The organism is Bacteroidota bacterium (assembly GCA_016194975.1).
Classification (GTDB): Bacteria; Bacteroidota; Bacteroidia; order Palsa-965; family Palsa-965.
In genome coordinates, this window is record JACQAM010000008.1 from 38,823 (window position 1) to 53,635 (window position 14,813).

Below are 14,813 nucleotides of genomic sequence, written 5' to 3' on the forward strand. Positions count from 1 at the left end.
CTTAATAGAAAAACCAATGACCATTTCAGAAAAACAGGTGGTTTCTGTGAATTACCATCTTACTGTTCCCGGTGAAGACGGCGGAGCAGAGATCACGATCGAAAAAACTTCTTTAGAAGATCCATTTGTATTTCTTTTCGGCGGCGGACAATTATTGCCCGAATTCGAACAGCATCTTTCCGGAAAAAAAAGCGGCGATAAATTTGATTTCAAAATCTCGGCAGAGAACGGGTATGGCACTTACCAGATCGATCATATCGTCAATTTACCAATAGAAAATTTTCTTGACAAGAGCGGAAAACTCGATACAGAAATGATCGCTGTCGGAAAAAATGTTCCGATGATGAGTGAAGACGGCCATCGCATGTGGGGAAAAATTCTTGAGGTCGCGCTCCAGCACGTGCGCATGGATTTCAATCACCCGCTCGCCGGAAAAGAATTGCATTTCAATGGCGAAGTACTGAATGTACGCGAAGCTTCAAATGAAGAAATGGAACACGGACACGTTCACGGCCCGGGCGGACATCATCATTGATGAATTACGATTTACAATTGGCGCATCATTGATGAGCTAACAGAGACGGCATAGAGAATTTTCCTAATTTTATCTGTCCCCTTTTTATCCAAAGAATTATTTTTTCTTTCCCCCTACACCGGAAAAAATGAAACTGAAATTATGCTGCCGGTTTTTTCTCCTTACGGTTTTTTTGTGCTTCACTTTTTTTTCCTCCGCGCAGACTAACACCACGCTCGCGCCGGAAGATTATCTTGCTATGAAAGATTACAACCGCGCGCTCGCCGGATTCCTGAAAATGTACAAGACCAATTCTGCCGACATCAGCATTAATTATTACATCGGTTACTGCTACCTGAATGTGAATGACGATCGTTCAAAAGCAATTCCATACCTGTTGAGTGCTTACCATAACAAAAAAGATTATGAAGATGTGCAGTTGCTTCTCGGCGAAGCTTACATGTACCATTATGAATTCGATGAGGCCATAAAATATTTCACCGCGTATCGCGCCACAGTTTCTTCGAAAAATTACGAGAAGATTGATCACTACATCGAAGATTGCCAAAGTGCGAAGATCCTCGTGAAAAATCCGCTCAACGTAACATTTGAAAATCTCGGCAAAGAAGTGAATTCAAAATTCCCGGATTATTATCCGTTCATCACGCAGGATGAAGGAACACTTTATTTCACTTCGCGACGGGAAGGCGGAACATCGCGCGCACGCAGCTGGGGCGGATACAGCACGGCAGATGTTTATTTTTCAAAACCGCACGCGGGACAGTGGCAGAAAGCGAAAAGCATAGGCCCTGCCATCAACACCGCCGGCGATGAAGAATGTGTGGACGTAACGTCCGACGGGAAAAATATGATCCTTTTCATCGACAATGATATTTTCATTGGTGATATTTATTATTCTTCGATGGGAAAAGGAAAATCTTTTCCGAAACCTTCAGAGTTCGATGAACCGGTGAATTCCGAAGACGTGGAATATGAAGGATGCATCACGCAGGACGGAAGTATGATCATTATTTCCAGCAGCAGGAAAGGAGGGCTCGGCGGCAATGATCTCTGGGTGATAAAAAAACTTCCTACCGGCGACTGGGGAATGCCCATGAATGCCGGCGAAAATGTGAATACAAAATATGATGAAGCATTTCCCGTTTTCGATGAACAGAATAATATTCTCTACTTCGCTTCGCAGGGACATGTGAACATGGGCGGCTTCGATATTTTCAAATCGAAGTATGATCCGCTCACACACACGTTCGGCCCCGCAGAAAATATCGGTTACCCCATCAACACACCCGAAGACAATATGGAATTCACGCTCGCGGAAAATCACCGCGACGGATATGTTTCTGCTGTGCGCCCCGAAGGATTCGGCGATCTCGATATTTACCGTGTTGTTTTCAATTCGGTGGATGCGCGGCTCTCGGTCATTCACGGAACCGTTTCAAAAATTGATTCTCTACCGCTTAGCGATGAAACGTACGTAGTGCTCGAGAATGCAATTACCAAAGAACGCATCGATTCTTCATTGGTCAATACGGTTTCCGGAAAATATATTCTTGCTGTGGCTGCAGGAAAATACCTGCTATACGTTTCATCCGGTGGTTACGACGATTTTTCACTTGCGGTGAATGTGTTCGATAAATCGGAATACCAGTTCGAGTTTGATAAAAATATTGTGTTGCAGAAAAAAGGCGCACAGGCCCCGCCGGCAAAACCTCCCGCACCCGCACCGAAAAAAATTCCGAATGCCCCGGTGAAAAAATAACAGGAGAAAAAAACAAAAAAAGAAATAACAAATTCCGGAATTTTTCTTTTTATTTTTTTGGAGCGCACCGGCATCACTTTTTATTTCCTGCTTTCCCGCTGTCGCTATTGCGCGGCAAAGCGCTTCCATCGGGGCTGGGAAAATCACACCATCACTTCAAAAGACCAATGAGAAATCTGTGGAATAAAAAAAGCGACCATCACGATCGCTTTTTTCTTTGCAGGAGAAAATTATTTTTTCTTCCCTTTGCCTTTGGGCGCCTTCATTGCGGAATCGGCTTTACGGGCAGAATCAGCCCTGCGTGTCGAATCGGCCTGCATCTGCATGCGCTTGTTATCTTCATTCATTTTATTCATTGCTGCTATCGTAGAATCGGCTTCGTTATTCATATCTTTTTTAACGCTGTCCGTTTTTATCGAGTCTGCTTTTTTTTCAGCTTCGGAAGGACCGCATGCAACGAATGCAATGGAGAGCATAAATGCGACGCCGAGTGAATAGATCGTTTTCATTTGTTCAGGTTTAGGTTACGGCGGCTAAATTAAATAAAAAGAAGAAATGAACAGTACAAAATCCGCGCTGCTGCATTTCTTATATTTGATACCCGCTAACTAAAAATTCATTTCTAAAAATTAAAACTATGGCCTTCGAATTACCAAAACTTCCCTATGCATACGGCGCACTCGAGCCGCACATTGACGCACGCACCATGGAGATCCATCATACCAAACATCACCAGGCGTATGTCACCAATCTCAATAACGCCATTGCAGGAAGCGATGCCGAAAAAATGAGCATTGAACAGATCTGTAAAGCCATTTCAAAATATCCTGCGCCCGTGCGCAATAACGGCGGCGGACATTTCAATCACTCCATGTTCTGGCAGATCATGAAGCCCAACGGCGGCGGCGCTCCCGCCGGAGATCTTGCTGCAGCCATAAATGGCGCGTTCGGAAATTTCGATACGTTCAAAACACAATTTGCGAATGCCGGAGCTACGCGTTTCGGTTCGGGCTGGGCATGGCTCATTGTGGGTGCCGATAAAAAACTCGCCATCTGTTCTACACCTAACCAGGATAATCCGCTGATGGATGTGGCCGATGTGAAAGGCACTCCTGTTCTCGGGCTCGATGTGTGGGAACATGCATACTATCTCAATTATCAGAATCGCCGTCCCGATTATATTGCTGCATTCTGGAACGTGATCAATTGGGATGAAGTAGCAATGCGTTTAAAGAATGCGTAGCAGAAATATTTTTTATAAAAAAATTTGAAACGTAGTTCCTATTTGTTTTTACTTGTTTTGTTTTGTGTTTCTGTCATGGGAATACAGGCAGGCGCGCAGAATAAAAAAGGACAGATAGCCGGATGCGGCAATGTTGCATTCAGCGGAGTAGGAGCGGCCATGCGTTTCGGGCTGAAAAAAATTCCTGATATAAATGGGCTTTCTACAAAAGTCGGTCCCGGCGTACAGGGAACTATCGACTACGCGATCATCGATCATCTCAGTCTCGGCATTGCATATTTCACACAAACGGCAAAAGCATCATGGACCGTTTACACCGACACGATCGCTGGTTACAGTTTATCGGGGACCTTCAACTGTTCGATCACGAGAAATAATATCGGGTTCCGCACGCTCTATCATTTCGGGCACAATAATTATTTCGATCCCTACATCGGTTTGCGGATCGGTTATTCTTACTGGGGGATCAGCACGAACATCGAACATTTTACACAACTCGCGAAATTTTCTCATTTCATCGATATGGTTTGGCCGCAGGGCGTCCTCGGTTTGCGCTGCAATTTTGCAAAATATTTCGGGATCAATATTGAAACTGCTCTTGGCTTCCCGTATTTTTTTACAGGAGGAATTAATTTTCAGTTCGGATTATTCACACCGAAAGACAAGCAACCTATCATAGAATAATGAAGTTTTACTTTTTTATTTTATTTTTTCTGTTTTGCGGGTACGCTCAAGTGAGCGCGGCTGAGAAAAAATTTCAGCTCAACGAAAAAAAAATCACACACTTTTCTTCTGCTGATTTATTTCAATTGCGCCGCGACACATCTGCTGTTTCACATCACGCAATAAAAGAAAATAAAAAACTTATTGCTGCCATTCTCGCATTCCCTGTTCCATTCGGCGTTCTCGGACTTCACCGCATTTATCTCGGAACAGATCCGTGGGTGCCCGTTGCGTACATGCTCACGCTCGGGGGCGCGGGAATAATTTCCATGATCGATTTCATCGAGATCGTTTCTGCCGACGATGCAACACTTCAATCGTTCGAGCACAATGGGAAATTTTTTATGTGGGTGAAATGAGCCCGGGATTTGAAATTCGAAGATTCAGGAATAATCTCAAATCCCGAATTATTCCACCGTCACACTCTTCGCAAGATTTCTCGGTTGATCTACATTGCATCCTCGCATCACAGCAATGTGATACGCGAGTAATTGAAGCGGAACAACGGAAACAAGCGGAACTAATTTTTCATCCGTCTCCGGAATTTCAATCACATGATCTGCCATTTTTTTCACGATGGTATCGCCTTCAGTCACCACGGCAATTATTTTTCCTTTGCGTGCTTTCACTTCCTGGATATTGCTCACTACTTTTTCGTACGATGTTCCTTTGGTGGCAATGACCACGATCGGCATTTCATCGTCAATGAGAGCGATCGGGCCATGTTTCATTTCTGCTGCAGGATATCCTTCTGCGTGTATGTAAGAAATTTCTTTCAGCTTCAGCGCACCTTCGAGTGCGACAGGAAATGTATAACTTCTTCCGAGGTAAAGAAAATTTTTCGCGTCTTTGAAAATTGTTGCGAGGTATTTCAACTGGTCATTCAGTTTCAGAACTTTTTCAATTTTAGAAGGCACCGCTTCCAGTTCGCTCAGCATTTCATGATAATGACTTTCAGTGATTGTTCCGCGCTGGTGTCCTAGCAATAATGCCATCAGTGTAAGAACAGTTACCTGTGCGGTAAATGCTTTTGTAGAAGCCACACCGATCTCGGGCCCTGCGTGCGTGTACGAACCACCGTGCGTGTGACGCGGGATTGTTGAACCGACAACATTGCACACGCCGAAAATAGTTGCACCTTTTGATTTTGCAAGTTCAACTGCTGCGAGCGTGTCGGCCGTTTCTCCCGATTGGGAAATCGCAATTACCACATCGTTTTCATAAATGACAGGATTGCGATAACGGAATTCCGAAGCGTACTCTACTTCCACCGGAATGCGTGCAAGATCTTCGAATAAATATTCTCCCACGAGCCCGGCATGCCATGAAGTTCCGCATCCTACAATGAGAACGCGATTAGCAATTCTGAATTTCTGAAGATGATCACGGATGCCGCCAAGTGCAACAACACCTTCCAACGCATTTATTCTTCCGCGCATACTGTCTTTAATGGAACGGGGCTGCTCGTAAATTTCCTTGAGCATGAAATGAGCGAATCCGCCTTTTTCTATCGCCTCAAGTTGTAATTGTAATTCATGAATGTAAGGATCGATCTCCTGGTTGCGGATCGTTTTCACCTGCAGCTTTTTTCCGCGATTGATCACCGCTATTTCTTCGTCTTCGAGATAAACCACATTCTTTGTGTACTCCACGATCGGCGTTGCATCCGAAGCAACAAAAAATTCATCGGTTCCGATCCCGATCACAAGCGGCGAACTTTTTTTCGCAGCAATGATCTGGTCCGGATTATCCTGCGAAATAATGACTATTGCATAAGCGCCGATCACGTTATTAAGCGCGATCCGGACTGCTTCGTCGAGCGAAACATTTTCCCGCTGCTGAATATCTTCGATGAGATGAATGAGAACTTCCGTATCGGTATCACTGTCGAACTGATGTCCGCGCTTGATGAGTTCTTCTTTCAGCGGCGCATAATTCTCGATGATCCCATTGTGAATGACCACCGTTTTTTTACTTCCGGAAAAATGCGGATGCGCATTCACATCATTCGGTTCTCCATGCGTGGCCCAGCGCGTATGGCCAATGCCAATGGTTCCGCTTACATTTTTTCCTTTCGAGAAATTTTCGAGATCATCTACTTTGCCTTTGCACTTGTAAACGCTGAGCGTTTCATTCACAATAGCAACTCCTGCACTGTCGTATCCACGGTACTCAAGCCGGTGCAGGCCTTTGACAAGAATTGGATACGCTTGTTTATTTCCGATGTAAGCGACAATTCCGCACATGATGAGAATGTTTTGTCAGTTAATACGAGTGTAGACGAGATGAAGATACATTTTGTAAGTGTTGGTCGGATCATTACGTCCGCTTCCGATCACCGCCCTTCGCGAATATTCCACCGGTGAAACTTCTTTGAGATACAATCCGTAATTCGGGAGTGTCCCATTCATGAGTTGTTGAAAATAACGCGCCATGTTTATGTGATATTCACTGGTCGTGGTATTCACCGATCCTCCATAATAAACGCTGTTCTCAAACATATCCGTCATCAGGAACTGGTGTCCGGCAGAGTCAAGATAAACTGCATACAATTGTTTGTTCACCGGCAGATCTGCTGTAGATTGAGAAGGATCTGCCTTAATCACAAGTTCTGCTTTGTTGATCGCAATGGGATAACCGAGACTCCGCAGATTATTAAGATAAGGAAATAAAATTTTTGTTTTCACTCCCGCGCATGCCTGTATGTAAACTTCGTTGTCTGTATTCGGACCTGGCGAAGCAAGTTGTGTCAATAAACTTGACGCTGCGCCATTATAATTATGATTGAAATAAGAGTAGTAAGCCGATCCGGTGTTCACGACAAAAGAAAATCGCAATGTGTCGGTGGAAGTGTGGTAATAAAAAGTGAAACGCGTTAAACTATCCAGCAAATTAAATCGCAGCATCGATCCTCCCGGTAAAGTTGAATCGGGGGCAATGTAAAATCCTTTGAAATAATCGAGGAACGCTGCATTGCTTGCAAGATTAGGTCCGCCCGACTGGCCGAAGATCTGCTGTGCGAATGAAGAATTAATATGAAAACTCAGGTAAGGCGGCAAAGTGTCGCTCGAAGTGGGGACATAGGTTCTCGGGTGCGGAGTAAATAAAGTGTCACCAACTATGGTCGGATAAAATTGTTTGGAGTGATTGGAATAATATTCGCTGTCTTTGTAAATGTCTTCTGTCATTTGGTAAACACTGAAATGCATTGCGGTCGTAGTATCACCGTAAAAATCATAATCGTATTTCAATTGAAGAATTGTTGAATCAAGTACAGCAGTACTTCCGAAGTCAAGATTAGTAAGACTGTTCGGAACAGAAAACTGAGTAAAGAGTCCGGCGCTCACTCTTCCGAAATCAGGATCATTGTAACTCCCTATCTGCACGATCGGCGATTCATCTGTGCGCAGCGAATCTTCCCGTACGGTGTAAGTCTCCACCGTAACAGTATCTTCTGTTTGCAGATCGATCAGTTCACCTGCAGGTTGAACATCAAGTCCCACGTCACTTTCTTTTTTACATGATGAAAAAAAGACGACAGCAACTATTATAAAAAACTTCGTCCCGAAGTTTCGGGACAAAGTTGTACTGAAAAAAACAGATTTTTTTACTTTCATAAAATCAGTCGACAAGCAGGGGCTCTTCTTCGAGAACTGCGTCGTAAAATTCAGAATAAGCGGCAACATATTCTTCCCTCGATTTGAATTCGAGGTAATTCTTGCCGGATTTTTTAATGTATTTGTCAACGTCGCTGTTGATCTTCGGTGCGCCTTTGATAACAGCGTCTGAATAGTCAATAGCAAGTTTAGATACATTGAGGAACGAAGGCGATTTAGCAACCGCGTCCACGTCTCCTTTTTCAACGCCTTCAATAAGAATCTTCTTGGAGAAGTCTTTATGCAGCGGATTTGTGAAATCATCATCATATACAGAATATACGACGCGCGTTTCAGCAAAAAGTGGGTTGTCGCGGAAAGCTTTTTTCAGATAAAGTGGCATAAGCGATGTGAACCAGCCATGGCAATGCACGATATCAGGTGCCCATCCAAGTTTTTTCACCGTTTCTATCACACCACGCGCAAAGAAGATCATGCGCTCATCGTTATCAGCAAAATACTCGTTCTTTTTATCAGTGAGAATGAATTTGCGCTGGAAGTATTCTTCATTATCAATAAAGTAAACCTGCATTCGCGCCGATTGAATAGAGGCAACTTTAATGATCAACGGATGATCAGTATCATTAATGATAAGGTTCATCCCGGAAAGGCGGATCACTTCATGAAGTTGGTTCCGGCGCTCATTAATGCATCCGTAACGCGGCATGAAAGTGCGGATTTCTTTACCTTTTTCCTGAATGCCCTGGGGCAGATATCGGGCTGTAAAGCCCATAGGTGTTTCATCGAGGTAGGGGGTGATCTCCTGAGAAACGAAGAGAACTCTTGCTTTTTTAGTCATAAGATGGGAGCTGTTTTCTTGGGTTTGTAAAAAGGATTACAAAGATAATAAAAAAAAAGCGGGAAACGGCAAAAAACCGTAGTTTCGGCGCCTTCTGGTTTCTTCATTTTTCATTGTAAAAAGACACGATTTCATGCAAACGATAACGTCCGGAAAAGTAGTATCGGAATTAACACAAATTGCAAGAAGTTCAGGACAGAAGGTCGGTTTTGTTCCCACAATGGGAGCGTTGCATCAAGGACACAAAAGTCTTGTAGAAAAAGCCCGGAATGAAAATGATTTGGTCGTAGTTAGCATTTTTGTCAATCCAACCCAATTCAACGATGCAGGTGATCTGAAAAAATATCCGAGAACCCCTGATCAGGATGCGGATCTTCTCTTGAACGCGGGATGCGATATTTTATTTGTTCCTTCTGTAGATGAAATGTACCCGGCCGGTTTCGATGAGGAAGAAAAAACGGATCTCGTCGGACTTGATCTAGTGATGGAGGGTCGTTCGCGCCCGGGTCATTTCAATGGCGTGGTGCAGGTGGTGAAAAAATTATTTTCTATTGTGGGCGAATGCAATTCGTATTTCGGAGAAAAGGATTTTCAGCAACTCGCTATTATCAGGAGAATGACAAAGCAACTATATCTTCCCGTGAAGATCATTGCATGTCCAACCGTGCGAGAATCCGGTGGACTGGCCATGTCATCGAGGAATATGCGATTGAGCCCGGAGGGAAGAATGGCCGCGAATAATATTTCGAAAATACTTTTTGCTTTGAAAGCAAAATGGAAAGAGATGAGTACCGGGGAAGCAAAGCGATTTGTAGAAGAGGCAATACTTGCAGAAAAGTTATTTCGTCTCGATTATTTTGACATTGTGGATCGCGAATCGTTGTTGCCTTCAGCGGCGAATGAAAAAAGGAATGTCATTGGCTGTATCGCCGTTTTTATCGGAGAAGTTAGGTTGATCGATAACGTTTCATTGGATTGATGAACTACAATTTCTATTCCGGGTGTGTAATATTGATTTCCAGAATTAATTTCAGTAAGCCACAGGAATATTTATTCCTTCCGATACGATGAACCGTCTTGTATAAACAAGGAATTATTCGAAGGTAACGCCGATCATTACATCTACCAGTCCCTTTTTCTTACCGGGATTCCAGTTTGGCATATTGCGGAAAACGCGAATGATCTCCGCATCGATGTCAGGAGAAATACTGTAAGAAAGATCGGGAACGGAAACTTCTCCTGTTTTTGAATTTACCGTAATGGTAATTCCCGTGGCATAGCGTGTGAGTTTGGAGCGGTCAACAGAAATGGATTTAAAATTCGATCTGATATAACTTTTCAGTGCTTCATCACCGCCGGGAAACGAAGGCATATCTTCTAGTTTGAAAGATGCATTGCCGCCATCACTTCTTCCTAATTGTCCGTCATGCGATTCCTTTCGCGTGCTTTTTCCATCATCGTGAGTTATGGGCGGATAAACCAGAATGCTTTTGATCCGAAGAGGAGAATTATTATTTGCAGTTCTCGAATTGGAGCCATTACTCATATCCGAAATTTCATCCTGGTGTGAATCGTTTTCCTGTTTTACCGTGAGTGTATTCTGAACGCCCGGCTGTGTAGCAGGAAGATCCTGTAAACTTGAAACAGAATATACTTTCGAGGAAGAATTTTTCTGATTGGCTAATGTCGATCCTGAATTGCCAGATGAGGAGGCAACAGTAGAGGAATTATTATCAGGAACAGAATTTGAATTAACAGAATTGCGGGTAGCTCCGGAATTAATTGTTGCAACGGAATTCTTGAGAGCTGTTGCAGCCGGTTGTTTACTTTTAAAGGGATTGTATCCGGATAAATGCAGAACGGTAAAACATCCACCAATCAGAAGAATCCCTGCCCCCATCATCATTCCGAAACGCCGGAAAAATGAAATACGCGGAGGAGTATTCATATACACCGCAAGTCGTCTCTGAATGTGTGAAGAAAGTTTATTGACCTCAGCAAGCCGCTTCGAATTCAACCCATCCATTGCCGCCGAGCAAAGTCCGCACTCGATCAAATGCTTCTCTACTTCGTGCATACTCTTTTTATGGAGTTTGCCATCGGAATAGAGCTTCATCGTATCAAGGGAGAGGCATTCGCCTTTCTGAAATATCCGCTTGAGCTCTTTGGCAGTCATTCTTCGGTGGGTACCAGATAACCTTTGAGATTTCTCTTACCATTCTGGAGGTAACTTTTTACCTCGTTGACCGAGAAACCTGTGAGGTCTGATACCTCTTTATAGCTCTTCTCTTCAAAGTAGAACAGCTCGATGCACTTTTTCTGTTCCTCAGAGAGCTTTGTAACGGCTTCTTTGAGTTTTTCGAGTTGTTCTTCCAGCTGCAGCGCCTCTGTTTTTGGCGACTCGTCGGCGGCCAGATTGCGGAGTGCTGTCTCCACATCTTTGACCTCCATGGAATCTTTCCTGAGTTTTTTCAGGCAGAGATGCTTTGTTACACTGTACACCCAGGTTTTGAAATTATTCACTTCGTGGTGTTGCAGATCCCGCAGAATAATTTCGAAGACTTCCATTACTGCGTCTTCAGTATCTACGTTATTCTGCATGTAGTTATAAGCCACTGCAGTGATCAACTGGGTGTATCGACGAAATAATTCTCCTGCGTACCAAGAGTTCGTCGTGCGACGGTACTGATCTATCAGTTCCGAGTCGCTCAGCTGGGTTTCCTTTTTAGGCCAGAGAAAGCGTATGCGCACCTTAGGAAGGATTTACTTGTGAAACTATGTGTTAATTGCCAATCCTAATGTACGAATAGTTTTCACATAAGCAAACGCTGACCGATTTAAAGGGCGTTTTTTAGAATAATTCCATAAATGAATGGAATTAAAATAACCATGGCAAAAAATAATTTACAAAGGATGAAGCACTTCATTCAAATTATATTATTGATTAACAGACAATTAAATTAATTCTTAGAAATATTTCAAGCCCGGCGTATGGAAATAGTTCATTTCATGCCCTATTACTGCAAAGGCAATAAATCCCAATTAAGCTGAAATGAATTCTACGGTCGCAAAGTTTGCAAAGAAGAAAGTTTTTGTAGTCTCAGTCCTTATTACGGCTGGACTGGTAATGGTAACTCTTCCTTCCTGCAAACATCAAAAAGGCGGTTGTGATGCTTATCAGGGTAGCCAGCGTTCTTTAAAGAAAAACAAACATCGTTCTGCGCAAGTAGAATCTGTTCGTCAAAACGCTTTTATAGCGTAGTTAATTTGTACTCCTGAAGGGCGAGTTTTCTCCCGAAAGCCGTTCTTCCTCTATACATGTGTTTCATGTGTTTGCCACGAAAAGCCTCGCTACAAGCGGGGTTTTTTGTTTTAAACATTTAGGGCATCTCTAATAACTTCGAACTGCAGCGTTGGGCTGCGTCCTCAAAATCCTCATTTACGAATAGTAAATTCCGGTTTTTCGGACTTGCCCGCCTTGCATTTCTGTGTTTTTAGAGATGCCCTTTAATTATTTCGCAAAAAACTTTTATACAATTGGGGAATTCATAGTTTTGCACAAAACAAATCCTGTTATGAAAAAAATAATCTACCCCTGTGCCATTCTCATGGTTTCCCTGATCGTGGCCTCCTGTAATTTCGGAAAGAAAAATAGTTTTGCTTCCTACCTGGATAGCATTGCCAAAGCCGACAGCATGAAGAATAATGCACCGGCCACCAGCATTTCTTTCAAAGATCTTTTCGATTCGAAATACGCTGATAAAAATGTAACCGTAGAAGGATACCTCGCCCTTTGTCCGAATATTTCTCTCAATGCCGGAAAAGAGCAGGTTGATTTTCGCGAGAGAAAAGGAATGTTTCATTCCGATCAATCCATTAAACTGAATCTTACAGTCGGAGATAAAAAGAACGGAATGGATGATATGCCCGATAAATATCACGACGATGATATGAAAGTCTATGACAATTCCGGGAATGAACTGGGAGTTGGGGCACATGTGCGCATTACCGGTCACCTCGATGCTTTCGGATCTATGGACATCAAAAAAATTGAAAGCATTTCGAATGATATGATCGATTACTCCAAGTTTGAGGTAGAAAAAATTGATGCCGATAATTCGCCTTCTTCTTCCCTCGATGGAAAACTTGTTTCAGCAGAAGGAACGCTCGAAATGCCTGAGTCCTCTCTCGCCGAAAGCTATACTTATCTTTATCTCCATGTAAAAGGAATTGACGAGACGGTGGAAGTACACATTCGTTTCGGACATCATCCGAACCAGATCGAATCTCTTCCTCCCGATTATGGTGATGATGATGTGAAAGTGCATGCAAATGATGGAACGATCATTGGGCATAAGAAAGTCCGCGTTTATGGAGTGTATTCCAATGATGCTATAGAAGCAGAGAACATCGAGGTCCTCTGAAATAAAATATCAATTGAATAAAAGCGGATGATTTTTTATCCGCTTTTTTATTTTAAAAATTTACGCAGGCAAAGCTGGTACGAATATTCATCTGTTGTTTTCAAATGAATGAGTTTTTTTATTTCATTTTTTCTTTGCAGGTAATATTCCGCGTCTCCACTGCTCCGGATGAATAAGGCAAGATCAAGACACACGCGATCTTCACTTTTATTTTTGATGACGGCCCTCGTTTTCTGAAGCACTTGTTTCCTGCAATATTTTTCTGCTACTGAAATCTCTCCCCCGAAATTATTCCTGATCATATCCGTGATGCGCTCGCGCACATGCTGGGGCGAAACAGGAATATTATTTTTCCCGGTGAGATCAAGTCCAATATTTGATGCAGTGAATTTTTTAAGTACTTCTTTCGAAGAACGGTATCCTTTCCGGGAATTTATTTTTTCCGATTCCTCCAATGCAAGTGAAAATAATTTTTCATTTACCGGGCGGAAACCGAAGCGATAGTAAAACCAGAAAGCGCCCGATTCAATTCCTTCCGGATTATTTTTTCCATACTGGTAAGGTTCGACCTCAAAATACCCGACTCCGAAATATTGTGAATAGATGCGGAGCAACTGGCAAAAAATAATAGCAGATTCGCCGCCACGGAACCATTCAAAAATATTCATCCCGAACAAAGCGCGTTTCCCGAACAACCAGGCGCCGCCGTATGACATCGGATAACCGTTTTTAAAAGCCGTAAATCCGAAATAGGATTCCAGCGGTTGCCGGCGCTCATTCACCATTCCATAAACAGCGATGGAAATCCCCCTCTCGAGTTCAAAAATTTTCAGTGAAGATTCTTCCATGTACGTCGATGGCTCTGTTTCACGCCCGAGCAGCAGTAATGAAGTTTGGATGATTTTTGCCAATGAAAACCGTTCTTCTTCATTCAGTTTTCGCGGAGCAGGAATTCTTCTCTTCAGGAATTCTTCAATGCCTGGCTTTTTCAGGATCTCATCATGAAAAAATATTTTTTGCGTCTCGATGTGATTATGAAAAAGTGAGAATGAACTATCAACAGGTTCGACCTTTTCATTCATTCCAAGCGATTCGAAAAGATCTTCCTTTTGCACAGCAGAAATTTCTGTCCGATCGAGTTGCCCGATCAAGCCCGGGATGAATTTTTTTTTATGTCCGAAAATCCTCCGCAATAATTTTATTCCTTTCATTCCCTCCTCGGTCGCGATCTCTTTCAGTATATCGGGCAGCGTTAACTGCAGGAAACGATTGAGATTTTTTCCGCCATCGTCGAATGAATCGAATTGCAAGGTGCCGGGAAATTTTTTCTCCACCCATGATAAAATTGCCGGGGAAAAAGAAGAAACAGTCGCCGTGAACGGAAGCCCGCTGTTCGCAAGTGCATCGTTTTTTTCGCGCGCACCTGCCCGCAGGAAATCAGTGATCCGTTCCATTTCATTCAGCACGATTTCCAATTCATCGCCATTCGACGGATAGGCAGCAAGAAAAAGAAGCAATTGCTGGTAGTACCCCAGCCATTTCGAATGAACCAATCGTGTGCCGGAAAATCCGCGCAGTAATTTATTTTTTCTTTCAACCGAATCCGCATCGTACCGGCTGATGGTTTCACTCAATTCACGTAGAAGTTTTTTCACAGACATAACCGTTCTAAAA

Annotated in this window: 14 protein-coding genes; 7 read left to right on the top strand and 7 right to left on the bottom strand. The window is 43.1% G+C overall.

Going from position 1 to position 14,813, the window contains the following annotated elements:
* Positions 1-16: 16 nt before the first annotated feature.
* Together HY064_06475 and HY064_06480 are read left to right on the top strand one after the other, a co-directional pair.
* The gene (locus HY064_06475; GenBank protein ID MBI3510290.1) at positions 17-535 is read left to right on the top strand and encodes an FKBP-type peptidyl-prolyl cis-trans isomerase; all 519 of its coding nucleotides are present in this window, start codon (positions 17-19) and stop codon (positions 533-535) included.
* A 127-nt stretch (positions 536-662) separates the two neighbouring features.
* Entirely contained in the window at positions 663-2,294 is a 1,632-nt protein-coding gene (locus HY064_06480; GenBank protein MBI3510291.1) for a tetratricopeptide repeat protein, read from the top strand.
* 230 nt (positions 2,295-2,524) lie between these two features.
* Here HY064_06480 and HY064_06485 read toward each other — a convergent pair whose 3' ends face one another.
* Positions 2,525-2,803 (bottom strand): hypothetical protein, encoded by a 279-nt coding sequence (locus tag HY064_06485; protein MBI3510292.1) that lies wholly within the window; start codon positions 2,801-2,803, stop codon positions 2,525-2,527.
* 128 nt (positions 2,804-2,931) lie between these two features.
* On the opposite strand from HY064_06485, the gene HY064_06490 reads away from it, so the two are divergent.
* The 3 genes from HY064_06490 (at position 2,932) to HY064_06500 (ending at position 4,619) form a co-directional block, all read left to right on the top strand.
* On the top strand, positions 2,932-3,537 hold the full coding sequence (locus tag HY064_06490; protein MBI3510293.1) for a superoxide dismutase: 606 nt from the start codon (positions 2,932-2,934) through the stop codon (positions 3,535-3,537).
* A 75-nt stretch (positions 3,538-3,612) separates the two neighbouring features.
* Positions 3,613-4,221 (top strand): hypothetical protein, encoded by a 609-nt coding sequence (locus HY064_06495; GenBank protein ID MBI3510294.1) that lies wholly within the window; start codon positions 3,613-3,615, stop codon positions 4,219-4,221.
* A 50-nt stretch (positions 4,222-4,271) separates the two neighbouring features.
* Positions 4,272-4,619 (top strand): TM2 domain-containing protein, encoded by a 348-nt coding sequence (locus HY064_06500; protein ID MBI3510295.1) that lies wholly within the window; start codon positions 4,272-4,274, stop codon positions 4,617-4,619.
* Positions 4,620-4,667: 48 nt separating this feature from the next.
* Here HY064_06500 and glmS read toward each other — a convergent pair whose 3' ends face one another.
* The 3 genes from glmS to HY064_06515 all read right to left on the bottom strand — a co-directional run bounded on the left by glmS (position 4,668) and on the right by HY064_06515 (position 8,715).
* The gene (gene glmS, locus HY064_06505) at positions 4,668-6,506 is read right to left on the bottom strand and encodes a glutamine--fructose-6-phosphate transaminase (isomerizing) (protein ID MBI3510296.1); all 1,839 of its coding nucleotides are present in this window, start codon (positions 6,504-6,506) and stop codon (positions 4,668-4,670) included.
* A gap of 15 nt (positions 6,507-6,521) precedes the next feature.
* Complete coding sequence (locus HY064_06510; protein MBI3510297.1) at positions 6,522-7,763, bottom strand: DUF4270 domain-containing protein; 1,242 nt, start codon at positions 7,761-7,763, stop codon at positions 6,522-6,524.
* Positions 7,764-7,881: 118 nt separating this feature from the next.
* A complete protein-coding gene (locus HY064_06515; protein ID MBI3510298.1) occupies positions 7,882-8,715 on the bottom strand; it encodes a glycogen/starch synthase in 834 nt (277 codons plus the stop codon).
* 133 nt (positions 8,716-8,848) lie between these two features.
* Here HY064_06515 and HY064_06520 point away from each other — a divergent pair, with 133 nt between their 5' ends.
* On the top strand, positions 8,849-9,694 hold the full coding sequence (locus HY064_06520) for a pantoate--beta-alanine ligase (protein MBI3510299.1): 846 nt from the start codon (positions 8,849-8,851) through the stop codon (positions 9,692-9,694).
* 114 nt (positions 9,695-9,808) lie between these two features.
* On the opposite strand, the gene HY064_06525 is transcribed toward HY064_06520, so the two are convergent.
* A complete protein-coding gene (locus HY064_06525) occupies positions 9,809-10,891 on the bottom strand; it encodes a hypothetical protein (protein MBI3510300.1) in 1,083 nt (360 codons plus the stop codon).
* Positions 10,888-11,466 carry a sigma-70 family RNA polymerase sigma factor gene (locus HY064_06530; protein ID MBI3510301.1) on the bottom strand — a complete coding sequence of 193 codons (579 nt, stop codon included), beginning with the start codon at positions 11,464-11,466 and terminating at the stop codon, positions 10,888-10,890. The genes HY064_06525 and HY064_06530 overlap by 4 nt, the downstream gene beginning before the upstream one ends.
* Positions 11,467-12,290: 824 nt before the next feature.
* On the opposite strand from HY064_06530, the gene HY064_06535 reads away from it, so the two are divergent.
* The gene (locus HY064_06535; GenBank protein MBI3510302.1) at positions 12,291-13,139 is read left to right on the top strand and encodes a hypothetical protein; all 849 of its coding nucleotides are present in this window, start codon (positions 12,291-12,293) and stop codon (positions 13,137-13,139) included.
* A gap of 47 nt (positions 13,140-13,186) precedes the next feature.
* Here HY064_06535 and HY064_06540 read toward each other — a convergent pair whose 3' ends face one another.
* Entirely contained in the window at positions 13,187-14,794 is a 1,608-nt protein-coding gene (locus HY064_06540) for a hypothetical protein (GenBank protein ID MBI3510303.1), read from the bottom strand.
* Between the last annotated feature and the right edge of the window lie 19 nt (positions 14,795-14,813).